General features: G+C 68.7%; 21 protein-coding genes and 1 tRNA gene. 10 read left to right on the top strand and 12 right to left on the bottom strand.

The window, feature by feature from the left end:
- The first annotated feature begins 6 nt into the window (after nucleotides 1-6).
- The gene (locus ACEQX1_RS18675; RefSeq protein ID WP_277020432.1) at nucleotides 7-384 is read left to right on the top strand and encodes a cupin domain-containing protein; all 378 of its coding nucleotides are present in this window, start codon (nucleotides 7-9) and stop codon (nucleotides 382-384) included.
- Here the strand turns inward: ACEQX1_RS18675 and ACEQX1_RS18670 are convergent.
- The 3 genes from ACEQX1_RS18670 to mscL all read right to left on the bottom strand — a co-directional run bounded on the left by ACEQX1_RS18670 (nucleotide 352) and on the right by mscL (nucleotide 3,187).
- Nucleotides 352-1,452, bottom strand: a complete 1,101-nt coding sequence (locus ACEQX1_RS18670) for an AbrB family transcriptional regulator (RefSeq protein ID WP_370196059.1) — start codon at nucleotides 1,450-1,452, stop codon at nucleotides 352-354. The two genes, ACEQX1_RS18675 and ACEQX1_RS18670, sit on opposite strands and share 33 nt — an antisense overlap.
- Complete coding sequence (locus ACEQX1_RS18665) at nucleotides 1,449-2,618, bottom strand: pyridoxal phosphate-dependent aminotransferase (RefSeq protein ID WP_370197339.1); 1,170 nt, start codon at nucleotides 2,616-2,618, stop codon at nucleotides 1,449-1,451. The genes ACEQX1_RS18670 and ACEQX1_RS18665 overlap by 4 nt, the downstream gene beginning before the upstream one ends.
- A 131-nt stretch (nucleotides 2,619-2,749) precedes the next feature.
- Nucleotides 2,750-3,187 carry a large conductance mechanosensitive channel protein MscL gene (gene mscL, locus ACEQX1_RS18660; protein WP_024349683.1) on the bottom strand — a complete coding sequence of 146 codons (438 nt, stop codon included), beginning with the start codon at nucleotides 3,185-3,187 and terminating at the stop codon, nucleotides 2,750-2,752.
- Nucleotides 3,188-3,415: 228 nt separating this feature from the next.
- On the opposite strand from mscL, the gene ACEQX1_RS18655 reads away from it, so the two are divergent.
- Nucleotides 3,416-6,889 carry an ATP-binding protein gene (locus tag ACEQX1_RS18655; RefSeq protein WP_370197337.1) on the top strand — a complete coding sequence of 1,158 codons (3,474 nt, stop codon included), beginning with the start codon at nucleotides 3,416-3,418 and terminating at the stop codon, nucleotides 6,887-6,889.
- 64 nt (nucleotides 6,890-6,953) lie between these two features.
- On the opposite strand, the gene ACEQX1_RS18650 is transcribed toward ACEQX1_RS18655, so the two are convergent.
- Both ACEQX1_RS18650 and ACEQX1_RS18645 read right to left on the bottom strand, forming a co-directional pair.
- Nucleotides 6,954-7,610: a response regulator transcription factor gene (locus tag ACEQX1_RS18650; RefSeq protein WP_024349681.1), complete on the bottom strand. Its 657-nt coding sequence runs from the start codon at nucleotides 7,608-7,610 to the stop codon at nucleotides 6,954-6,956.
- Nucleotides 7,611-7,726: 116 nt separating this feature from the next.
- The gene (locus tag ACEQX1_RS18645; RefSeq protein ID WP_370196054.1) at nucleotides 7,727-8,149 is read right to left on the bottom strand and encodes a secondary thiamine-phosphate synthase enzyme YjbQ; all 423 of its coding nucleotides are present in this window, start codon (nucleotides 8,147-8,149) and stop codon (nucleotides 7,727-7,729) included.
- Nucleotides 8,150-8,256: 107 nt separating this feature from the next.
- Here ACEQX1_RS18645 and ACEQX1_RS18640 point away from each other — a divergent pair, with 107 nt between their 5' ends.
- Entirely contained in the window at nucleotides 8,257-9,237 is a 981-nt protein-coding gene (locus ACEQX1_RS18640) for an alpha/beta hydrolase (protein WP_370196052.1), read from the top strand.
- Between the two features lie 26 nt (nucleotides 9,238-9,263).
- Here ACEQX1_RS18640 and ACEQX1_RS18635 read toward each other — a convergent pair whose 3' ends face one another.
- Entirely contained in the window at nucleotides 9,264-9,719 is a 456-nt protein-coding gene (locus ACEQX1_RS18635) for a hypothetical protein (RefSeq protein ID WP_370196050.1), read from the bottom strand.
- 142 nt (nucleotides 9,720-9,861) lie between these two features.
- Here ACEQX1_RS18635 and ACEQX1_RS18630 point away from each other — a divergent pair, with 142 nt between their 5' ends.
- A complete protein-coding gene (locus tag ACEQX1_RS18630; protein WP_024349677.1) occupies nucleotides 9,862-10,209 on the top strand; it encodes a DUF952 domain-containing protein in 348 nt (115 codons plus the stop codon).
- On the top strand, nucleotides 10,206-11,303 hold the full coding sequence (locus ACEQX1_RS18625) for a quinone-dependent dihydroorotate dehydrogenase (protein ID WP_370197335.1): 1,098 nt from the start codon (nucleotides 10,206-10,208) through the stop codon (nucleotides 11,301-11,303). The genes ACEQX1_RS18630 and ACEQX1_RS18625 overlap by 4 nt, the downstream gene beginning before the upstream one ends.
- Before the next feature lie 38 nt (nucleotides 11,304-11,341).
- Here ACEQX1_RS18625 and ACEQX1_RS18620 read toward each other — a convergent pair whose 3' ends face one another.
- From ACEQX1_RS18620 to ACEQX1_RS18610, 3 genes are all read right to left on the bottom strand, one after another.
- Nucleotides 11,342-11,779, bottom strand: coding sequence for a response regulator (locus ACEQX1_RS18620; protein ID WP_230786485.1), 438 nt, complete (start codon nucleotides 11,777-11,779; stop codon nucleotides 11,342-11,344).
- A 2-nt stretch (nucleotides 11,780-11,781) separates the two neighbouring features.
- Nucleotides 11,782-12,903 (bottom strand): PAS domain-containing protein, encoded by a 1,122-nt coding sequence (locus tag ACEQX1_RS18615; RefSeq protein WP_370196046.1) that lies wholly within the window; start codon nucleotides 12,901-12,903, stop codon nucleotides 11,782-11,784.
- 130 nt (nucleotides 12,904-13,033) lie between these two features.
- Entirely contained in the window at nucleotides 13,034-14,452 is a 1,419-nt protein-coding gene (locus ACEQX1_RS18610; protein ID WP_370197437.1) for an MATE family efflux transporter, read from the bottom strand.
- A 96-nt stretch (nucleotides 14,453-14,548) separates the two neighbouring features.
- Between ACEQX1_RS18610 and ACEQX1_RS18605 the strand changes: the two genes are divergently transcribed.
- Nucleotides 14,549-15,451: a histone deacetylase gene (locus ACEQX1_RS18605; protein ID WP_370196043.1), complete on the top strand. Its 903-nt coding sequence runs from the start codon at nucleotides 14,549-14,551 to the stop codon at nucleotides 15,449-15,451.
- A gap of 118 nt (nucleotides 15,452-15,569) precedes the next feature.
- A complete protein-coding gene (locus tag ACEQX1_RS18600; protein ID WP_370196041.1) occupies nucleotides 15,570-16,106 on the top strand; it encodes a hypothetical protein in 537 nt (178 codons plus the stop codon).
- Nucleotides 16,107-16,140: 34 nt separating this feature from the next.
- On the opposite strand, the gene ACEQX1_RS18595 is transcribed toward ACEQX1_RS18600, so the two are convergent.
- The 3 genes from ACEQX1_RS18595 to ACEQX1_RS18585 all read right to left on the bottom strand — a co-directional run bounded on the left by ACEQX1_RS18595 (nucleotide 16,141) and on the right by ACEQX1_RS18585 (nucleotide 19,204).
- Nucleotides 16,141-16,398, bottom strand: a complete 258-nt coding sequence (locus tag ACEQX1_RS18595; protein ID WP_370196040.1) for a DUF6460 domain-containing protein — start codon at nucleotides 16,396-16,398, stop codon at nucleotides 16,141-16,143.
- A 126-nt stretch (nucleotides 16,399-16,524) separates the two neighbouring features.
- Entirely contained in the window at nucleotides 16,525-18,201 is a 1,677-nt protein-coding gene (locus ACEQX1_RS18590; protein WP_370196039.1) for a cisplatin damage response ATP-dependent DNA ligase, read from the bottom strand.
- A 100-nt stretch (nucleotides 18,202-18,301) separates the two neighbouring features.
- On the bottom strand, nucleotides 18,302-19,204 hold the full coding sequence (locus tag ACEQX1_RS18585) for an exonuclease domain-containing protein (RefSeq protein ID WP_370196038.1): 903 nt from the start codon (nucleotides 19,202-19,204) through the stop codon (nucleotides 18,302-18,304).
- A gap of 95 nt (nucleotides 19,205-19,299) precedes the next feature.
- Here ACEQX1_RS18585 and ACEQX1_RS18580 point away from each other — a divergent pair, with 95 nt between their 5' ends.
- From ACEQX1_RS18580 to ACEQX1_RS18570, 3 genes are all read left to right on the top strand, one after another.
- Nucleotides 19,300-20,256 carry an NAD(P)H-dependent flavin oxidoreductase gene (locus ACEQX1_RS18580; protein ID WP_370196084.1) on the top strand — a complete coding sequence of 319 codons (957 nt, stop codon included), beginning with the start codon at nucleotides 19,300-19,302 and terminating at the stop codon, nucleotides 20,254-20,256.
- Between the two features lie 142 nt (nucleotides 20,257-20,398).
- Nucleotides 20,399-20,474 (top strand) — tRNA-Thr (locus tag ACEQX1_RS18575).
- A 235-nt stretch (nucleotides 20,475-20,709) separates the two neighbouring features.
- The gene (locus ACEQX1_RS18570) at nucleotides 20,710-21,876 is read left to right on the top strand and encodes a diguanylate cyclase domain-containing protein (protein WP_370196037.1); all 1,167 of its coding nucleotides are present in this window, start codon (nucleotides 20,710-20,712) and stop codon (nucleotides 21,874-21,876) included.
- The last annotated feature ends 57 nt before the right edge of the window (nucleotides 21,877-21,933 follow it).

Raw genomic sequence — 21,933 nt, 5'->3', positions numbered from 1 at the left:
CGCTCCATGAAGATTTCGCTGGCGCAGCTTCTGGACAGATTGCCCCTGCCCGCGACCGAGCAATGGCCGGACGGCGTCTTCGCCGCCGAGGCCATCTCCCACGGCACCATGTCGCTGGAAGTGTTCGCGCCGCGCGGCACCGACCACCAGCGCCCGCATCTGCAGGACGAGCTCTACATCGTCGTCTCGGGCCGGGCCGCCTTCTGGCGCGAGGGCCAGACCGACGACGTGGCGGCGGGCGACGCGCTGTTCGTGCGCGCCGGACAGGACCACCGCTTCACCGACATGTCGGACGATTTCGTCACCTGGGTGATCTTCTGGGGACCGGAGGGCGGCGAAGCGCCCGCCCCGTCACCGTCGGTCTTCGCCGCCATCGACGCCTGAGTCCTCAGGCGGCACCGCCACGGTGTCGCCCGGCCGCGCGATGTGCTTGGCCAGGAGCGGCACCATCAGGGCGATGCAGACGAAGCGCACGACGTGATGGGCCGCCACATAGGCCGGATCGACGTCGAACTGGAACGCCAGAACGGTCAGCGCTTCGAGCGCCCCCGGCGCATAGGCCAGCGCCACCTTGCCGACCGAGATCTCCAGCACCAGCACCGCCACGGCGACCGAGATCGCCGAGATCACGATGCCGATGGCAAACGAGCCGATCGCCGCGGGCAGCAGCGCGAAGACGCCCCTGCGGTCGAGCCCCTGCAGCCGCGACCCGATCAGCGCGCCCAGAAGGATCAGGCTCGGCACGGCGAGAACCGGCGGGATGGCGACGGTGGCGAATTCGCCGACATGCATGAAGGCGCTTCCGATCAGCGCGCCCAGCATCATCCCGCCCGGCAGCCGCACCAGATGGCCGAGGCCCGCCGCCGCGACGCAGACGAACAGCAGCAGCAGATATTCCGTCAGCGGCCCGTCGGTGCCGCGCGAGGCCGCGACCACGTCCTCGCCGCCTTCGAACCAGCCCAGCACCGGCGTCAACGCGCCGATCAGGATCAGCAGCCGCACGCTCTGGACGATGGTCACCCGCGGCAGGTCGGCCCTTGTTTCCGAGGCCGCCGCCAGCACGAAGGACAGCGCCCCCGGCAATGAGGCGAAGAGGGCGGTGTCCCGGTCCCAGCCGAGACCGTGGCGCAGGAAGGCGCGCGTCACGATGATGACGCCCAGAACGCCGAGCATCTGGACGGCGAAGGAGAGCGGCCAGATCGCCATCTGGTCGAGGACGGCGGGCGTCACGCCGGAGCCGGCCTGCATCCCGAGAATGAAGAAGGCCAGTGTCCGCAGCGCCTGCGGCAGCCGCGTATCGAGACCGGCGACGCTGGCCGCCGAAACGGCGAGAACCGGGCCGAGCAGCCAGGCGACCGGCAGGCCGAGCACCGCCGCCACGCCCCCGCCGAGGGCGGCCAGTGCCAGCGTGGCGGCGAGATTGCCGACCCGGCGCCGGTCCCAGCCTGTCACGCCGAACGGCCGATCCAGTCGGCCAGCCGATCCGCCGCCTTCTCCACCTCGTCGAGCCGGCGATGGAAGCAGGCCCGGAACGAGCCCGGCGACACCGGCCCGAAGGCGGTGCCGGGCGCAAGGCCGACCTTGGCCTCGTCGACGATGCGGAAGGCCGTCTCGCGGGTCTCGGTGATGCCGTCGATGGCGAAGAAGGAATAGAAGGCGCCCGCCGGCTGGACGATGGCGACCCGGTTGGTCGCCGCCAGCCGCTCGGTGAAGATGTCGCGCGCCTTGTGGGCCCGCTCGACCTGCATCGCCACGAAGGGCTCGCCCTCGGTGATCGCGGCGATGGCGCCGCGCTGCATGAAGGGGGCGACGCCCGAGGTCGAATACTGGGTGAGATTGGCGATGACGGTGCCGATGGCCGGGGTGGTCTCGATCCAGCCGACCCGCCAGCCGGTCATCGCCCAGTTCTTGGAGAAGGAATTGACGAACAGGATCGCGTCGTCCGGCTCCATGATGTCGTGGAAGGACGGCGCCCGGTCAGCGGCGTAGTAGAAGCGGCTGTAGATCTCGTCGGCGATGATCGTCAGGCCGTGCTGACGGGCCAGCGCCAGGATCGCCTTCAGCGTCGCCTGGTCGGCCGTCCAGCCGGTCGGGTTCGCCGGCGTGTTGACGAAGATGGTGCGGGTCTTCGGGCCGATGGCCGCGGCGACCTTGTCGAGGTCGAGCTGCCAGCCGGCATCGGTCCAGTCGAGCGCGACTTCGCGGGGCACGGCGCCGCGCACGCCGCAGGCGGCGGCGAAGTTCGGCCAGGCCGGGCCGAAATAGATCAGCTCGTCGCCGGGCGAGGCGCTCGCCGCGATCGAGATCTGGATCGCCTGCATGCCCGAACCGGTGACGAAGAAGCGTTCCGGCGAGGATTCGATGCCGTAGAGCCGGGCGGTGTAGTCGCTCAGCGCCTGGCGCAGTTCCGGCAGGCCGCGCTGATAGGTGTAGAAGGTCTCGCCCGCCGCAAGGCTCGCGGTCACCGCGTCTGCGATGAAGCCCGGCGTCGGCAGGTCGCCTTCGCCGGCCCAGAGCGGGATCACCCCCTCATGGCCGCGGGCATAGTCGATGACGGCGACGATGCCGCTCGCCGGCGCTTCCACAGCCTCGCGGCTGAGCCGAAATCTGTCGCTCATCAGGGTGCCTTCCGGGGGAGACTCGAACGAAAACGGCGTCGCCTGACGCCGTGCCCGGCATCGCGCTTCGTCCCGGAAAATGCAAGCCCGCCGCTCTCGGCGGCGGGCTTCGTCGTCGGTTCAGTGAAGCGTCAGACCCGGGTTTCGCGGTTCGAGGCGCTGGCCAGCAGGTCGCGGATTTCCTCCAGCAGCTTCTCGTTGCGCGGCACCTCGGACACCTCCGGCGGCTTGGCCTCTTCCTTGCGCTTCAGCCGGTTCATCGCCTTGACCACCATGAACAGGATGAAGGCGACGATCAGGAAGTTGATCGACAGGGTGACGAACTGGCCATAGGCGAGCACCGGCCCCTGCTCGCGCGCCGCTTCCAGGCTGGTGGCGGTGACGCCGTCGTCGAGACCGACGAACTTGTTGGTGAAGTCGACGCCGCCCGAGATCGCGGCGATGACCGGCATGAACAGGTCCTTGACCACCGAATTGACGAGGCCGGAGAACGCCGCGCCGATGATGATGCCGATCGCCAGATCGACCATGTTGCCCTTCAGGGCAAATTCCTTGAATTCCTTGAGCATCTCATGATTCCTCTGACGATGGGGCGTCCACTCTACAGTTGCGCGGCAGGGGCACAATCACGCCACACGCGGAAAATCGGCCATCGCCGGCACCGGCGGGGTCGCGATCTGGACTTGCGCGGGCACCGGTGGTTGTGTCGAACAGGCTGCGGCCTGAAGCGGCATCCCGGCTCACCTGACCCGCAGGGGCGCCGCTCCGCTCCCGTCAGGCCGCCGGGAGGATGAGAATTGCATAGCGGGATCATCGTCTTCACGGCGATCGTCTATCTGTTGCTGCTGTTCGCCGTGGCCTGGTGGGGCGACCGCCGGGCGGCGGCCGGCCGGGCGCGCATCAGCCGGCCGGGCGTCTATGCGCTCAGCCTCGCCGTCTATTGCACCTCCTGGACATTTTTCGGCTCGGTCGGCGTGGCGGCGCGCGACGGGCTTTCCTTCCTGGCGATCTATCTCGGCCCGATCCTCGTCTTCGTCTTCGCGCCGGGCTTCATCGAGCGGTTGATCCGCCATGCCAAGGCCGAGCGCATCACCACCGTCGCCGATTTCATCGGCTCGCGCTACGGCAAGAACCCGTCGGTCGCGGCGCTCGCCACCGTCATCGCCATCGTCGGCACGGTGCCGTACATCGCCCTGCAGCTGAAGGCGATTTCCACCAGCGTCGCCAGCCTCGTCGCCCATTACAGCGCGACGCTGGAAATGCCGCCGCTGTTCAGCGATCTGGCGCTGCTCGTCGCCACCGTTCTCGGCATCTTCGCGGTGCTGTTCGGCACCCGCCACGCCGACGCCACCGAGCATCAGGACGGCCTCGTCCTGGCCGTCGCGATGGAATCGCTGGTCAAGCTCACCGCCTTCCTGGCGGTCGGCCTGTGGGCGACCTTCGTCCTGTTCGAGCCCGGCGAATTGTGGAATGCGGCGCTCGCCAGCCCGCGGGTCCTCGCCTCCTTCCAGGGCGGCATCGGCGGGCATTTCATCGCCTCGCTCGGCCTCAGCGCGCTGGTGATCCTGCTCCTGCCGCGGCAGTTCCACATGACCGTGGTGGAAAACCGCACCCGCCACGAGATCCGCCGCGCCCGCTGGCTGTTCCCGCTCTATCTCGTCGTCATCAACCTCTTCGTCGTGCCGATCGCCGTGGCCGGGCTGATCACCCTCGGCCCCAGCGTCGATGCCGATCTCTACGTGCTGTCGCTACCGCTGTCGCAGGGCCAGGACGCGCTGTCGCTGGTCGCCTTCATCGGCGGCCTGTCGGCCGCCACCGCCATGGTGATCGTCGCCAGCGTCGCCCTGTCGATCATGATCTCCAACGACCTGGTCCTGCCGTGGCTCCTGAAGCGTCGCGACCATGCGGTCGATCCCACCCGCGACGAGACCCGGCTGATCCTCAATGTCCGGCGCTCGGCGATCTTCGTCGTCGTGTTTCTCGGCTACGGCTATTACCGCTACGCCGGGGCCGGCAGCGGCCTCGCCTCGATCGGGCTCCTCTCCTTCGCCGCCATCGCCCAGCTCGCGCCGCCCTTCCTCGCCGGGCTGTACTGGAAGGGCGCCAATGCCCGCGGCGCCACGGCGGGCCTCATCGCCGGCATCATCGGCTGGGCCTGGACGCTGCTCCTGCCGGCGCTCCTACGTGGCCAGGCCATCGACGCGACGGCGGTCACCGCCGGCGCCGACCCCGCCGCCGCGCCGCTGCTCGATCCCCTGCTCTATGGCTGCCTCGTCAGCCTGTCGGCCAACATCTTCTTCCTCGTCGTCGGCTCGCTCAGCCGCAAGGCGACGCCGCTGGAGCGCATCCAGGCCGCCGTCTTCGCCTCCAGCGACGTCGGTCCCGCGGCCGGTGTGCGGCGCACCCGCGCCGGGGTCAGCATCCGCGAACTCAAGGCGACCATCGCCCGCTATCTCGGCTCGGACCGCACCGAACGCTCGTTCCGCAGCTTCGCCGAGGCCGAGCACCGGACCATCGACGACGACGACACGGCCGATTCCGCCACGATCCGTTTTTCCGAGCAGCTTCTGGCGGCGGCCATCGGCTCGGCCTCGTCGCGGCTCGTCCTGTCGCTCCTGTTCCAGCGCCATGCCGATTCCAGCCGCTCGGCGCTGCAGCTCCTCGACGACGCCTCCGAGGCGCTGCAATACAATCGCGACCTCCTGCGGATCGCGCTCGAACAGGTCGACCAGGGCCTCGCCATCTTCGACGCCGACTACCGCCTGACCTTCTGGAACCGGCAGTTCCGCGATCTCGTCGGCCTGTCCTCGGAGTTCGGCCAGATCGGCACGCCGATGACCGTCGTCCTCGACGAGCTGATCGAGGCCGGCGAGATCGACCGGCCAGAATACGACACCAGTTTCGAGGTGCTGACCCGGCCGCCAGCGCTGCGCCAGATCAGTCTGCGGCGCTCTGGCCGCGTCCTGGAATTCCGCTCCAACCGCATGCCGGAAGGCGGCCTCGTCGCCACCGTCTCGGACATGACCGAGCGGGTGCGCCGCGCCGCCGCCCTGCGCGAGATGAACGAGAGCCTGGAAGAGCGGGTGCGCATGCGCACCGGCGAGCTGACGACCGCCAACGAAGAGCTCGGCAAGGCGCGGCTGGCGGCCGACGCGGCCAATCTCGGCAAGACGCGCTTCCTGGCCGCCGCCGGGCACGACATCCTGCAGCCGCTCAATGCCGCAAGGCTCTACGCCGCAGCGCTGGAAGAGCGCAGCCTCGGCGGCCAGGAGACCGAGATCGCCGCCAATATCGGCTCGTCGCTGGAGGCCGTCGAGGCGATCATCGGCGCGGTGCTCGACATCTCGCGGCTGGAAGCCGGCGGCATGCAGGCCAAGATCGAGGATTTCCCGCTCGACCGGCTGCTGCGCCAGATCGAGACCGACATGAAGCCGCTGGCCGACGAAAAGGCCATCGCGCTGCGCTTCGTGCGCACCGGCGTGTCGGTCCGCTCGGACCGCAACCTGCTGCGCCGGCTGATCCAGAACCTCGTCTCCAACGCCATCAAATACACCCGCGCCGGCAAGGTCGTGGTCGGCGTGCGCCATCGCACCGGCGGCCGGATCGACGTGGAGATCGCCGACAGCGGCATTGGCATTCCGGCCGACAAGCTGGAGGCGATCTATCACGAGTTCGTCCGCCTCGACGAAGGCAGCCGGACCGCCCGCGGGCTGGGGCTCGGCCTGTCCATCGTCGATCGCATCGCCCGGGTGCTCGACCATCCGATCGAGGCGACGTCGGAGCATGGCCGGGGCACCCGCTTCCGGGTGACGCTGCCGGTGGCCGACGTGACGCCCGTCACCGCGCCGCAGACCGCGCTGCTGCCCGCGCGGGCCGGCCTGGCGCTCGCCGGAACGCGGGTCCTGTGCATCGACAACGAGGTGGCCATCCGCGAGGGCATGCGAGTGCTTCTGGCCGGCTGGGGCTGCGAGGTTGAGGCCTATGGGTCCGCGTCGGAGGCGATCCCCGATCTCGGGCGGCGCGGCATCGTGCCGGACATCGCCCTCGTCGACTATCATCTCGACGAGGGGACAGGCCTCGACGCGGTGACGGCGCTGCGCCGGGTGTTCGGCCCCGAACTGCCGGTGATCCTCGTCACCGCCGACCGGTCGCCGGGCCTGCGCGAGCAGGCGGCGGGGATGGAGGTGGACATCCTGACCAAGCCGCTGAAGCCGGCCTCGCTGCGCGCCGCCATGGGCCGCAAGCATGGTCGCCGCGAAGCCGCGGAATAGGCGATCGGCAGCAGCGCCGTTCCATGGCGCATGGCTTGGACGGGATACGTCCGCGGCCCGCGGCTCAGCCGGCGAGGCCGCTTTCCAGATCGATGCCGAGCCGCGACAGGCGGATCACCGCCTGGGTGCGGCTGTCGACGCCGAGCTTCAGGAGCACCGCCGAGACATGCGCCTTGATGGTGGCTTCGGAGATGCCGAGCTCGTAGGCGATCTGCTTGTTGAGAAGCCCGCGCCCCAGCATGGTCAGGACCCGCGTCTGTTGCGGCGTCAGGGTGCGGATGCGCTGGATCAGTTCGGTGACCTCCGGGTCGCGCTCCGATTCCAGCGAGATGTCCGGCGGCAGGAAGACTTCGCCGGCCAGAAGCGCCAGGATCGCCTCGCGGATCTCGGCAAAGCCGGAGGATTTCGGGATAAAACCGGAGGCGCCGAGATCGAGCGCCCGCGCCACGATCGGCGCGTCCTCGCTGCCCGAGACGATGGCGATGGGCACCGAGGGGTGGTCGGCGCGCAGGAGCGCCATGCCCGACAGGCCGCTGGTTCCCGGCATGTTCAGGTCGAGCAGCATCAGATCGGCCTCGGGATTGGCGGCCAGCGCCGCCGCGGCCTGGTCGAAATCCGCCGCCTCGACGATCTCGGCCGTGTCCGGCAGCGACGTCAGGATCTCCCGCAGCGCGCCGCGAAACAGCGGATGATCGTCGGCCACGATGAAGACGTAGCGCATGCCCCTGTTCTCCCCCCTGCCTTTTCAACCGGATACCGGCTGCGACGCGCTCCCACTTCGTCGCGGCCCTTCTTGGCCCGGCTGCCCGGTAGGATCAACCCGCGGTGGTTCCGGCCTCAGCCCAGCGTACCGGAAAAGTGCAGCACGATCTCGCGCGAATGCGCGCGTGCCCGATGCTCGACGACATAGATGCCCTGCCAGGTGCCCAGCATCATGCGGCCGCCCGACACCGGCACGGCGACGCTGGTTCCCGTCAGCACGGTCTTGATGTGGGCCGGCATGTCGTCCGGGCCCTCCATGGTGTGGAGATAGGGCGCGTCGGCGGGTGCCAGCCGGTCGAGGGCGTTCAAGAGGTCGTGCTGGACGTCGGGATCGGCATTCTCCTGGATGGTCAGCGACGCCGAGGTATGGCGAATGAACACCGTCAGCAGCCCCTCGCGGGCGCCCGCCGCGGTCAGCCGTTTGGCGATCGCGGCGCTGATGTCGGTCATCGAGCGCCCTTTCGCTGCGACGCTGAGGGTTTCGATATGCTGGTCCATCGGCTTGCCCCGTTGTCGTTGGATGCGGCCGGCGCCTTTGCCACACGCCGCGCCCTACACCTGTGGAGGCCATGTCCTAGCTTCTCCGGCGCAACAGGGAAACGGCAATGACCAAGACGCGACTGACCATCGACCCGGCAGCATTCGACCCGGCGCAGGCGGACCCCGAACTGGTCGCCCTGAACGAGAAGATCATCAGGGATCAGAGGGCGCTGCCCGATCCCTGGTCGCTGCCGGTGGAGACGGTTCGCAAGGCGCGGCGCGAGGGCCGCGGCATCCTGCCGATCGGACCGCGCGAGAAGAACGCGGAGGAGATCATCCATATCGGCGGCGCCGGCCGCGAGATTCCGGTGCGGGTGTTCCGCCCGCGCGACGGCCAGACCCGCGGCACCTTCCTGCATATCCATGGCGGTGGCTGGGTGTTCGGCGCCGCCGACGAGGCCGATCCGCGCCTGCGCCGGATGGCCGACAATACCGGACTGACCGTCGCCTCGGTCGAATATCGGCTGGCACCCGAATTTCCCCATCCGGCGGCCCTGCACGACTGCACCGACATCGCGGTGGCGCTGGCCAACGGCCATCTCGACCTGCCGCGCGGCTTCCTGGCCATCGGTGGGGAATCGGCCGGGGCGCATCTCGCCGTCCTGACGATGCTGCGGCTGCGCGACGAATACGGCCTGACGCCGTTCCGCGCCGCCAATCTGGTCGCCGGCTGCTACGATCTGTCACTGACCCCGAGCGTGCGCAACTGGGGCAAGGAGCGGCTCGTCCTCAACACCGACGACGTCATGGAATTCGTCATGCGGCTGGTGCCGGAGAGCGTCTCGCTCAAGGACCCGGCGGTCTCGCCGCTTTATGCCGACCTGACCGGGCTGCCGCCGGCGCTGTTCAGCTGCGGCACGCGGGATCTCCTGATTGACGACACGCTGTTCATGGCGATGCGCTGGATGGGCAGCGGGATCGAGACGGAACTGTCGTTGACCAATGGCGGCTGCCACGTCTTCGAAGTGTTTCCGACCGCCGCCGGGGAGCGCTCCCTCGACACGATGGAAGCCTATCTGAGGCGCCGGGTCAGCTTCCCGGTCTGACGCCAGCCCGTCCCTTCCGTGGCGCGTCAGGTCCGGCCGGGCATGTCCGTATCGGTGTCCGCATCACCCGACGGGGTCTCGCCGCGAATGTCCTCGTCGAGCTCCCGGACGATGTCGGCGAAGCCGCGAAACAGCTTCTGCATCTGGTCGACGGCGCGATCGGCGTCGTCGCTGTCGATCAGCGCCCGGCGGCCCTCTTCCAGTTCTTCCACCCGGGCTTCGAGATCGTCGAGGCGGGCTGCAAGATCGCCGTCACCGCTGGCGTCGTTGCCCCCGCCGAGTGTCGCATCGGTGCAGACGATGGCGTCGCCGGCGACCCGGCAGAACTCGACATCGCCGGTCACCGTGTCGAGCCGCGCGACGCCGCCATCGACGGGCTGCATCTCGTAGCGTCCGCCGGCCGTGTCGATGAGCGACTGGGCGGCCGCCGGCGTCGCCAGCAGCGCGGTTGCGGTCAGGATCGTCAGCACATATCCGGCCATGGCGGCCTCCCGTTGCTTGGGTGGATGGCCGGCACGCTCCGGCCCTTTCGGCGACGCTAGACCGGGGACGTGACCACCTCGTGGCGGCAGACGGCATTCGGCGCGATTGCTTTTTGCCGGTGCCTCTGGCAACCGAAGGAGCATGGTTGAGCCGATATACAAGATCGCGCCGCGGGCGCTGTGGGAGGCCGCGAAGGCCAAGGGCCGCTTCGACGGCGCACCGGTGGACGAGGCGGATGGCTACATCCATTTCTCGACCGGCCAGCAGGCCCGCGAGACGGCGGCCCGGCATTTCGCCCGCCAGGACGATCTCCTGCTGATCGCGGTCGATCCCGCCCGGCTCGGCGAGGCCCTGCGCTTCGAGCCGTCGCGCGGTGGCGCGCTGTTCCCGCATCTCTACGGTCCGCTGCCGCTGGACGCGGTGCTGTGGGTCGAGGATCTGCCGCTCGGCGCCGACGGCAATCACCAGTTCCCCGGCTCCGTCAGGTGAGACGTCTCTACCGGCTGGCACGTCCGGCCATCTTCCGTCTCGATCCCGAGCGCAGCCACAGCCTGTCGATCGCTGCCCTGAAGAGCGGCCTCGTGCCGCGCGCCGACACCCCGGTGGACAACCGTCTGCGCGTCGCGGTCGCGGGCATCGGCTTCCCCAATCCGCTTGGACTTGCCGCCGGCTACGACAAGAATGCCGAGGTTCCCGACGCCGCGCTGCGGCTCGGCTTCGGCTTTGCCGAGGTCGGCACGATCACGCCGAAGCCGCAGGAGGGCAATCCCAGGCCCCGGGTCTTCCGCATCACGGCGAAAGAGGCGATCATCAACCGCCTCGGCTTCAACAACCAGGGCCATGCCGAAGCCTTCGCGCGGCTGTCGGCCCGCGCCCGCAAGCCGGGCATCGTCGGCGTAAATGTCGGGGCCAACAAGGACGCGATCGACCGGGTCGCCGACTATGTCGAGGGCATCAACGTCTTCGCCCCGGTCGCCAGCTACCTGACGATCAACATTTCCTCGCCCAACACGCCGGGCCTGCGCGCGCTGCAGAGCGGCTCGGAACTCGACCGGCTGCTGCGCTCGGCGGTGGCGGCGCGGGACGGCTACGCCGCCCTGTCGGGCACGTCGAAGACGCCGCTGTTCCTGAAGGTGGCGCCGGACCTGACCGAGGAGCAGATCGAGGAGATCGCCGGCGAGGTCACGCGGCGCGGCATCGACGGCATGATCGTCTCCAACACGACCCTGTCGCGCGAGGGGGTCACCGGCCTGCCGGACGCCACCGAGGCGGGCGGCCTGTCGGGAGCACCGCTGGCGGCGCGCGCGACCTATGTGCTGGCGCGGTTCCGCAAGGCGTTCGGCCCCGACATGCCGCTGATCGGGGTCGGCGGGATCGACAGTGCCGCCGAGGCGATCCGGCGGATCGAGGCGGGCGCCGACCTCGTGCAGCTCTACACGGCGCTGGTCTATCATGGCCCCGAACTGCCGGGCGCCATTCTCAGGGGAATCCTGCGCTATCTCGACCGCGCCGGGATCGACAGCCTGCGTGAGTTGCGCGACCGCGGCGTCGATGCCGTTCTGGCCAATCCGCCCGCGACCTGAGCGGCAAGCGCTTCACAGCGTAGGGCGACGTCGCGGGTTCAGGCCCAGGCGAAGGCGAGACCTGGCGAGGCGTGGAAGCTCGCCGGCGGCTTGCAGTGCGGCGGCGGGTTGGACATCCCCTCCTGCAGATACTGCATGATGCGGAAGACGTCATGGCGCACGAAGGGCTTGGGCAGGACGCCATGTCCACCGGCAAAATCCTCAGGCAGCTTGCGCGGATTGCCGGTCACGAAGACCACCATCGTATCGGGCCAGATGCTGCGGATATGGGTGCAGACATCGAGGCCGCTCGAATTCTCGGCCAGATGCAGATCGACGAAGGCGACGTCCGGCGCCAGATCTCGGGGCAGCGCCTGCACCTCGCGCAGCGACGCGCATTCGCCGGCCACCTCGTAGCCCGCATCCTCGATCATGGCTTCCATGTCCATGGCGAGGAGCGCTTCGTCTTCGACGATCAGGAACTTGAGCGCGGGCATGTTCAGGCAGCTCCTGCTTCGTCCGGTTGGTGCAGCGGGAAGCGGATGGACACGTGGGTTCCGGAGGCGGCGCCGTTCCACTCGGTTTCGGCGCCGATCTGGCGCGACAGACGCGCGATCAGCGAGCGGCCCACCGAGCCGGTGGTGATCCGGTCCGCGTCGAACCCCGGACCGTCGTCGCGCAGATCGATCATGGCGTGGCCGTCGAGCTGCCGGACCTCGAGGCGCAATTCGCCGCTCCGTCCGTCGGCATAGGCGTGCTTGACGGCATTGGTGATCAGCTCGTTGAGGATCAGCCCGACCGGTGCCGCCTTGCTGGCGGCGATTGCGACGGCCTCGCACTGGCTGTTCAAACGGATGTCCTCGCGACCGCTGGCGCCCAGCACGTCCGAGGCGAGGCTGTCGGCGAAGGCGCCCACGTCGAACCGGGTCACGTCGTCGGCCTGGTAGAGCCGGCGATGGACGGCGGCCAGCGCGTCGATGCGCTCCAGCATGGTCTCCAGCGTCTCTCGGAACTTCGGATCGGGGATCGAGCGCATCTGCAGCCGCAGCAGCGAGCCGATCATGGTCAGGTTGTTCTTGACCCGGTGATCGACCTCGTTGAGCAGCAGCGTCTTGGCTTCCAGCGCCGCCTGCAGGTCGCGGGTGCGGGCATGCACCTGCGCCTCGACATCCTCCTTGCGGCGGGCGAGCGCCTGCTCGGCCTCGACCCGATCGGTCATGTCGAGCTGCGAAGCGAAGAAGAACTGGACGTCGCCGTCCTCGCCCCGCACCGGGCTGACATAGAGCGAATTCCAGAAGGCGCTGCCGTCCTTGCGGTAATTGCGCAACTGAACATTCACCGCCTCTTCGCGTGCGATCGCCTGGCGCAGACGATCCACCTCGGCGGGATCGGTGTCGGCCCCCTGCAGGAACCGGCAGTTGCGGCCGATGATCTCGTCACGCGCGTAGCCGGTGAGATCCTGGAACGCCTTGTTGGCGAAGACGATCGGATTGTCCGGCTGCCGCGGATCGGTGATGATCATCGGCATGCGGGTTCCGCGAATGGCAGCCGCGAAGGGATCGCCCCGGCCCTGCTCGTGGCCGATGATCTCGGTAAGGTGCCAGTCGTCGCGCTGTCTCATGTCCTGCTGCCGTCGGTTCCCGTAAGTCCGGTCGGCGGCGAGGCGCAACCTGAGGGTGGGTAAAGATGGTCAGCTAACGGCAAGTCGCGGTTTCCGTTCCGTCGAACTTTCGTCTTGTCTGTGGACAAAGTTACCGCACTGCAGCGCCTTCGCGTCCGCCCGGCCATGACGGCGCGGCGAAGGTCTCGGCCCGCCGCCGCGGCACCAGCGCCAGCAGGCTGAAGCCGCGAAAGCCGAGAAAGCCCAAAAGCGCCAGCCACAGGCCCGTATTGCCGTAGAACGGCGTCAGCGCGTAGGCGGCGGCCGCGAAAACGAGGAAGGCCGCGATCATCATGTTGCGCATGGTCCGCGACCAGGTGGCGCCGATGAACACGCCGTCCATGATGAAGGCCAGCGCGCCGGCCACCGGCGTCAGCGCCGCGAAGGGCAGATAGTCCGTGGCCATCTGCCGCACCGCCGGGTCCGTCGTCAGTCCGGCGATCAGCGCCTCGCCGGCGAAGAGGAACACCGCCGAGACCACCAGCGAGACTGCCATGCCCCACAGGATGGTGAGGCGGACGGCGCGGTCGAAGGCCGGCCGGTAGCGCGCCCCGACCGAACGCCCGACCAGTTGCTCGGTGGCCGTCGCCAGCCCGTCGAGAAAATAGCTGCCGACCGCGAAGAAGTTCATCAGGATGCCGTTGGCCGCCAGCACCAGCGTGCCGAACTGCGCCCCGAGACGCGCGAACAGCATGAATGCGCCGAGCAGGCAGAAGGAGCGGATCATGATGTCGCGATTGACCGCGATCATCCGCACGAAGCCGGCCCGCTCGAAGACCCGCGCACGGGACGGCCGGTCGGCGGCGTCGAAACGCCGCAAGACGACGAGGAAGCCGACAAGGGCGCCAATCGCCTCGCCGCAGACCGTGCCGACGGCCACGCCGGCAATGCCGTACTCCATCACCAGGCCGAACAGGATCGACAGGGCGATGTTGGTCCCATTGACGACGAATTGCAGCGCGAGCCCCAGCCCGCCCCGGCCGCAGCCCAGCACATGGCCGAGAATGGCGTAGTTGAGAAAGGCGAAGGGCGCCGAGAACATCCGCACGAAGACGTAGAGCCCGGTCGCGGCAACGACGCCCGGCCCCGGCGCGATGGCCAGAAGACCGAGCCCGGTGATCAGCGGCTCGGCGGCGATCAGCCCGGCGCCGATCAGCAGCGACAGCACCACCGAGCGCCAGAACACCGCCTGCACCTCGCGGCCGTTCTCCTCGCCGGCCGCCTGCGCCGTCAGCCCGGTCGTGCCGGAGCGCAGAAAATTGAAGGTGGCGAAGGCGAAATCGAAGATCAGCGCGCCGACCGCCAGGCCGCCGAGCGCCGTCGCGTCGCCGATCCGTCCGACCACAGCCGTATCGGTCAGACCGATCAGCGGCGTCGTCAGGAAGGCCAGCGTCATCGGCAGCGTGATCTTCCAGACATCGCGATGGGTGACCGCGAAGGGGCGCGAGCGTGGCGCCGGCCCACCCGGCTCCGCGCCGCTGCTGCCGCGTCTGTCGTCCTGATCGATCATCTCGTGCATGGCCGGCAGGTTGCACCGGCATTGCAGGCACGCAAGCGAAACCTTGCCGCGGTGAATCCCGGCGAGGCCGCCCTAGCTTGTCGCCGAATGCCGCTTCCGATCATCCATCATCCCGCCTTCGACGCGGATTTCGACGCCGCACACCGGTTTCCGATGTCGAAATTTTCGCGGCTCGCCGAAATCCTCGTCGAGGACGGGCTCGTTGCGCCCGGCGGCTACCACGAACCGGCCCCGGCGCCGCAGGACTGGCTGCGGCTGGCGCATGACCCGCTCTATGTCGACCAGGTGCTGTTTTCGGCCGTGCCGCCGGAGATGGAGAAGGCGATCGGTTTCCGGGTGGACGAGAAGGTGGCGTTGCGCTCGCGCTGTGCCACCGGCGGCACGGTGCTGACCGCCCATCTGGCGCTCGTCGAGGGGCTTGCCTGCAACACGGCCGGCGGCAGCCATCATGCGGCGCGGGACGGCGGCGCCGGCTTCTCGGTGTTCAACGACGTGGCGGTGGCGGCGTCGCTGCTCCTGGCCGACGGCGATGCCGGCCGCGTCCTGATCGTCGATTGCGACGTCCACCAGGGTGACGGCACGGCCCGCATCTTCGAGAACGAGCGGCGGGTCTTCACCCTGTCGCTGCATGGCGCCAAGAACTATCCGGTGCGCAAGGCGCAGTCCGATCTCGACGTGCCGCTGGCCGATGGCACTGGCGACGCCGCCTATCTCGACGCCCTCGTGCCGGCGTTGGCCGAAGGGCTCCGCCGGTCGCTGCCCGACATCGTCTTCTACAATGCCGGGGTCGACCCGCACGAAGACGACCGGCTCGGCCGTCTGGCGCTGAGCGATGCCGGCCTGGCCGAACGCGACCGCACGGTGATCAGAACCTGCCGCAACGCCGGCATCCCCGTCGCCTGCGTCATCGGCGGCGGCTATTCCCGCGACATCGACGCGCTGGCCCGCCGCCATTCGATCCTGCACCGGGTGGCATGGGAGTTCGCCTGAGCGGTCCGTGTCCCGCGGTCATGGGTCGGCGCAGCCGATCTCTTGTCGGCACGACAGCAGGCAGGCATGATGCCAGATATTCCCTTATGGAATATCCTGCGCCCGAGGTGCCCTCGCCATGTATGGTTCGACCTTCCTGAAGTACACCGCATTCCTATCAGCTTTGGCTCTGGTCGCGCTGACTGTGTGGTTTCTGAAGAATAAACCAGACTATTTCCTGCTGGCCCCCATCGAAACGGGGACGATCGTTGCCATCCTCGAACGGCTCGGCATCTTCGTCGTGCTGGCCTTGTTCGTAGAGCGGGCGACCGAGGTCTATGTGGCGGTGTTTCTCGAGCCCTACCAGCCCAAGGCGAACTTCGTCGGACCGCTTGCGGAAACAGCGATGGACAGCGAAGCGATCAAGTTTCGCACCACGATCTTCTCGCTCATTCTGGGGCTCTTCATTGGCCTCGCCGGCGTCAGCATCCTCGGCGCGCTGCTACCGACCGGCTTCAAGATGGGCGTGGTCCTGCGTCTGGCCGACATCGTGCTCGTCGGCGCGCTGTTGTCGGGCGGCGCCGAACCGATCCACCAGATCATGGAGGCGATCTCCGAGAGCGCCGCGGCGGTCAAGAAGCGCGCGCAGGCGCAGAAGGCCGCAGCGACCGTCTGACCCTGCTCGCTCCGGATGCTCCGCGTCGAACCGCCTAGCGGCGGCCGAGGGTCAGCAGGCGCGAGATGATGAAGATCGGGATGACGATGGCCGCGCCGAGCAGGAAATAGTCCAGCGCCCGGTCGAGCGAGCCGAAGATGTTGTACCAGAGCCAGTCGAACAGGCTGACTAACCAGTCGACCACGTCGGCGGGGCTCCAGGACAGCCAGGACAGGATCACGCCGACGACGATCGACAGCAGGATCAGCCGCATGATCACGCCGAGCGGCGAGCCACCGAGAAACCTGTTCACCCGTTCCGACATCTTGCACTGCTCCGCTGCGTCCCTGCCCGGCAGGTAGGCGGTCGCGCCGCGCGGCACAAGCCCGCAGCACCGGCCCACCGGCGTGCGGCCCTGCCCCGGCAACCCTGCGGCGCCCTATTCCGGCATCGGCTCGGGCAGCATCGCCTGCAGCGTTTCCAGCCGGTCCGCCTCGAAGGCCGGCTTGTCCCATCTCAGCCGCGAGACGCGCGGAAAGCGCATGGCGACGCCGCTCTTGTGGCGGCTCGACCGGGCCAGCCCCTCGAAGGCGACTTCCAGGACGAGGCCGTGATCGGGCTCGGCCCGCACCGAGCGCACGGGACCGAAGCGCTCGATCGTGTTGTCGCGGACATATTTGTCGAGCTGCTTCAGCTCCTCGTCGGTGAAGCCGAAATAGGCCTTGCCGACCGGCACCAGCTCGGGATCGTCCATCGGGCCGGTCCAGACGCCGAACGTATAGTCGGAATAGAAGCTCGACCGTTTGCCGTGGCCGCGCTGGGCATACATCAGCACCGCGTCGACCAGATGCGGGTCCTGCTTCCACTTGAACCACGGGCCCTTCGGTCGGCCCGGCACATAGGTCGAGTCCCAGCGCTTCAGCATCACGCCCTCGATCACCGGATGGGGCGGGCCGGCGCGCAGGCGTGCGAGTTCGTCGAAATCGGAAAAGGCCAGGAAGGGCGAAACGTCGAAGCGGGTCGGCTCGAGGCCGGCGACGAAGCGGTCGAGCCGCTTGCGGCGCTCGGCAAAGGGCAGCGCCCGCAGATCCTCGTCACCGTCCTGCAACAGATCATAGGTCCGCAGGAACACCGGATAGCGCTTCAGGACGGCCGCCGAGACCGTCTTGCGGTTCAGTCGCTGCTGCAGATCGGAGAAGGTGCCGACGACGATGTCGTCGCGCGGTGCCCCCTCATGTGCCTCGACCTTCGGCGTGCCGCCGCCCCGGGGCTGCGGCGTGGCGACCAGCAGCTCCCCGTCGAGCGCGCCCTCATAGGTCATGAAGTCGAGAAGATCGGGAAAGGCGTTGGAGATGTCGTCGCCGGTGCGCGAATACAGACGCCGCGTGCCGTTCTCGGCCGTCGCCTGGACGCGGATGCCATCCCATTTCCATTCGGCCGCATAGGTCTCGGGATCGATGCGGCCGTAATCCGGCTCCTCCAGCGCCTGCGACAGCATCACCGGGCGGAACGGCGAGGCCGCCGCCGAGACCGGCTTGTCGTCGCGGCCTTCCAGCCAGGCGAAGAGGCTCTCATAGGGCAGTTGCAGCCCGTGCCAGAGCTCCTCGATCTCGGCCACCGGCCGGTCGCCGAACTCGGCCAGCGCCTGCTTGGCGAGGCGCGAGGAGACGCCGATGCGCATGGCGCCGGTGACAAGCTTCAACAGCGCGTAGCGGCCCGAGGAATCCAGCCGGTCGAGCCAGGCCTCGACGAGCGCCGGGCCGTCCTTGCGGGTCGCGGCATCCAGCGTCTCCACCACCTCGGCCAGCGTCGGCGGATCGGCCGGCCGGGCGGCGCCATCCAAGGGCGACGGCCAGACCAGGGCGATGGTCTCGGCCAGATCGCCGACATAATCGTAGGAATAGCCGAACAGCACCTCGTCCATGCGGCTCGCCATCAATTCGCGCAGCATGGCCGGCTTGACGCTGCGCACGTCGAGATCGCCGGTGATCGCCGCCAGCGCATAGCCGCGCTCGGGATCGGGCACCTGGCGGAAGAAATCCACCATCAGGCGCAGCTTGCCGTTGCGCGACGGCGTCAGGACCAGGCGGTCGAGGAGTTCGGCAAAGCGCTTCATGGGGTCCTGGAACGGCTACGGATCGGCGATGGCGAGGCACATAGGGCGCGTGCGCCGGGCCGCATCGCCCCCGAGGCAGCGCGTGACGCCTCCGGTCGACTCAGACCGCGGTCGCCGGCATTTGCCGCGCACCGCGCACGCTGCGCAGCCGCAGATGGTGGCGGGCGGTGAAGACCGCGTCGGCCTCCATGCCGGGCTCGCGCAGCAGCCATTCCAGATAGGCGTCCGGCACCTCGGCGAGGGCGACGCCCTTGTGGCGGCCGAAGCGCAGCCGCGCCAGCAGCGCCGGCTCGTTCGAGACCCGTTCGGCCCGCTCGAGAAAATCGTCGACGTCGTGACAGCGCGGCATCAGCGTCGCCGCGATGGTCCGCAAGAGCACCGCCGTGCAGACTGCGTCGTAGAGCGCCCGGTGCGGATGCAGCCCCTGCAGCATCGGCCGCACCTCGGACAGGTCGAGCGGCACGTATTTGACCAGGCTCTGCAGGCCATGCGCCCGCACCTGCGGAAAGGCCCGCAGCGCCAGCTTGTAGGTGCACAGCCAGCGCCCGGTCAGCCGCAGGCGCGAGCGATCGAAGCTGGCGCGCTGGGCGGCATAGAGGCCGGCCGACGCGAAGGGCCGGACCGCCTCGGCAAAGGGCGGTGCGCCTTCCAGCATGGCGTCGCTGATCTGGTGGACCTTGCGGGCATGCGGATTGATCGCGACGCCGCCGGGATCGCACAAGGTCTGCAGCGGGTTGCCGATCGCCCCGGTCGCCAGATCCACGTCGATCGAGCCGATCTCGATCACGGCGTCTTCTTCCAGCCGGTGGCCAGCCGTCTCCACGTCGATGACGCGGACGGTTGTCGGCCCGGGCTCGGCGAAGAGCGAGGGCGTGGTGGGCGCGGGCGGGAACAGGTCGGACATCGCCTGCCAAGATCGGTCGTCGCGGGCCGGCGCGCAAGGTGGTGCGACCGCCTGTCCGGCAAAGCGGCGCCCTGCCCGGACGATGGTGCTATCGAACACGCGCCGGGCCACCCCCGACACCGATCTTTGCAGGGCCCGAGCGATCTGCTACGACCCCATACTCTTACGTTTACGTCAAAATCATAGGTGTGATCCTGGCCCTCCCCACGCTTCTCGAAGGTCGCCTGCGGCTGCCGGTCATCGCCGCGCCGCTGTTCATCATCTCGCATCCGGCGCTGGTCATCGCCCAGGCCAAGGCCGGCATTGTCGGCGCCTTCCCGGCGCTGAACGCCCGGCCGGCGGCCCAGCTCGACGAATGGCTCTGCGAGATCGAGGAGGCGCTGGCCGCCCACGACCGCGCGCATCCCGAGCGGCCGGCCGCGCCCTTCGCCGTCAACCAGATCGTCCACCGCTCCAACACCCGGCTGGAGGAGGACCTGGCGGTCTGCGTCAAGCACAAGGTGCCGATCGTCATCACCTCGCTGGGCGCACGACCCGAAGTGAACGAGGCGGTGCATTCCTATGGCGGCATCGTGCTGCACGACGTCATCGACGACCGCTTCGCCCGCAAGGCGATCGAGAAGGGCGCCGACGGCCTGATCGCGGTGGCAGCCGGTGCCGGCGGCCATGCCGGCACGCTGTCGCCCTTCGCGCTGATCCAGGAAATCCGCGAATGGTTCGACGGGCCCGTGTTCCTGTCCGGCGCGATCGCCACCGGCGATGCGGTGCTCGCGGCCGAGGCCATGGGTGCCGATGGCGGCTATATCGGCTCGGCCTTCATCGCCACCGACGAGGCGCGCGCCGCCGAGGACTACAAGCAGGGCATCGCCCGCGGCCGGGCGAGCGACATCGTCTATACCGACCTCTTCACCGGCATCCACGGCAACTACCTGCGCGAATCCATCGTCGCCGCCGGCCTCGACCCGGATGCCCTGCCCGGCAGCGATCCCAGCCAGATGGATTTCGGCGGCAGTGCGAAGCCCAAGGCCTGGAAGGAGATCTGGGGCTCGGGCCAGGGCATCGGCGCGGTGCGCTCGGTCGGTCCGGCCAGCGCCCTGGTCGATCGCCTCGCCGCCGAATACGAGGCCGCAAGGCGCCGCATCTGCGGCTGACGCAGCCCGCCACACCCCACCGGCCGGCGGCGCATCGCACAATCGTGCGGCGCCGCCGGCCCATGTCGCTTTCCCGCTTGAACCCGACCGCGTTTCCCGCTATCAGGGCGCCGTCCGCGGATTTCGATCCGATCCGGACCGTGCCGCTTTAGCTCAGTTGGTAGAGCACGTCATTCGTAATGACGGGGTCGCGTGTTCGAGTCACGCAAGCGGCACCATTTCTTCCCTTTGACATCGATGATGCCTGATGTGCCGACGGTGCTGCTCGCGCCGCAGCAAGCCGCTGTCCGGCATCGGCGCCTCTGCGCCCCACGCAGCACACCGCATTGCGGCACCCCCGCATGTCGTTGATGTGGCTGCATCCCGCCACGGCAATCCGCTCCCGCGCTGCAACGTCCCGTAAACGACTGTTGTGATATCGAACTGTCTTCGTCACAACGATCAGAATGGCTGATGCTGCGTCACACCGAGTCCGTCGAGGTCTACAAAGCTCTGGTCTCGGCACTGGCCGACAATCTTCTGCCCACCGCTTCGATCGGCGTGACCTTCTTCATCATCGGGTTCTACGCCTATCTTGAAACCGGTGCGGTCGCGGCGCTCACCATCACGGTCTTCGGGGTCGCGGCCTCGCTCGGCAAGGCGCTGTTCATCCTCATCCATCGCCGGACCATCGCCGGGCCGACGCCCGCGCTGGCTGACTTCCGCAAGGTCGAAGCCGGACACGCGATCACAAGCTGGTGCATGGCGGCGCCGATGGGCGCGCTCGGCGCGTTCCTGTTCTCGCATCCGGACCTGTCGCTGCATATCGTGGCGACGGCGCTGCTGTTCGGCTATTGCGCCGGCGTTGCCACCCGGATCTCGGTGCGTCCGCGGATCGCGACGGGCGCGGTTCTCCTGGCGGCGGGACCGGCGATCGTGTCGGCGGCGTTCTACATCGAGGATGCGAGGCTTCTCACCGGCGCCGTGTTCCTGGTGTTCCTGATCAGCGCGCTCGAAACCATCGCGCATCTCCATCGCAGCGCCTGCCGCCTGATCACCATGCGCCTGCAGATGGCAACGTTGGCGCGGCGCGATCCGCTGACCGAACTCTTCAACCGCCTGGGCCTGCGCAAGGCATTCGACGCATTGCCCCGAGAGGATCGCAGCCGGGTCGCCGTCCACGTCTTCGACCTCGACGGCTTCAAGGCGGTGAACGACACCTTCGGGCATGGCGTCGGGGACCGGCTTCTCGAGGAGGTGGCCGCCCGCCTGCGCCGGATCGCCGGAGAGGGGGACATCGTCGCCCGCATCGGCGGCGACGAGTTCGTGGTCGTCCAGCCGGGTATCGCGGAGCCGGCCGCCCCGGACAGACTCGCCCAGCGCATTCACGCCGGCCTGAGCGAAGCCTATGAGATAGACGGCGGGCAGGAGATCCGCGTCGGCCTCAGCCTCGGCTACAGTATCGCATCGTCCGACACCGCCTCCCTCGACGCGCTGCTTCGCGACGCCGATGCGACCTCCTACGCGGTCAAGCGGGACGGCGGCGGTTTTCGCCCGCACCGGCAGAGCGCGCGCAACACGCCGAAGACCTTGCCGACCGACGCGATGGCGGCTGGACCGCAGGCGGTCGCGACGGCCTGACGGGCAGCGGTCACGCAGACCCGCGTTCGAGAGGCTGGGCGGTCGCGCGATCGCGGG

It is taken from the genome of Aurantimonas sp. (assembly GCF_964217435.1).
Classification (GTDB): Bacteria; Pseudomonadota; Alphaproteobacteria; order Rhizobiales; family Rhizobiaceae; genus Aurantimonas; species Aurantimonas coralicida.
Note: the sequence above shows the minus strand (reverse complement) of the source record. Positions and strands in the feature narration are given on the sequence as shown.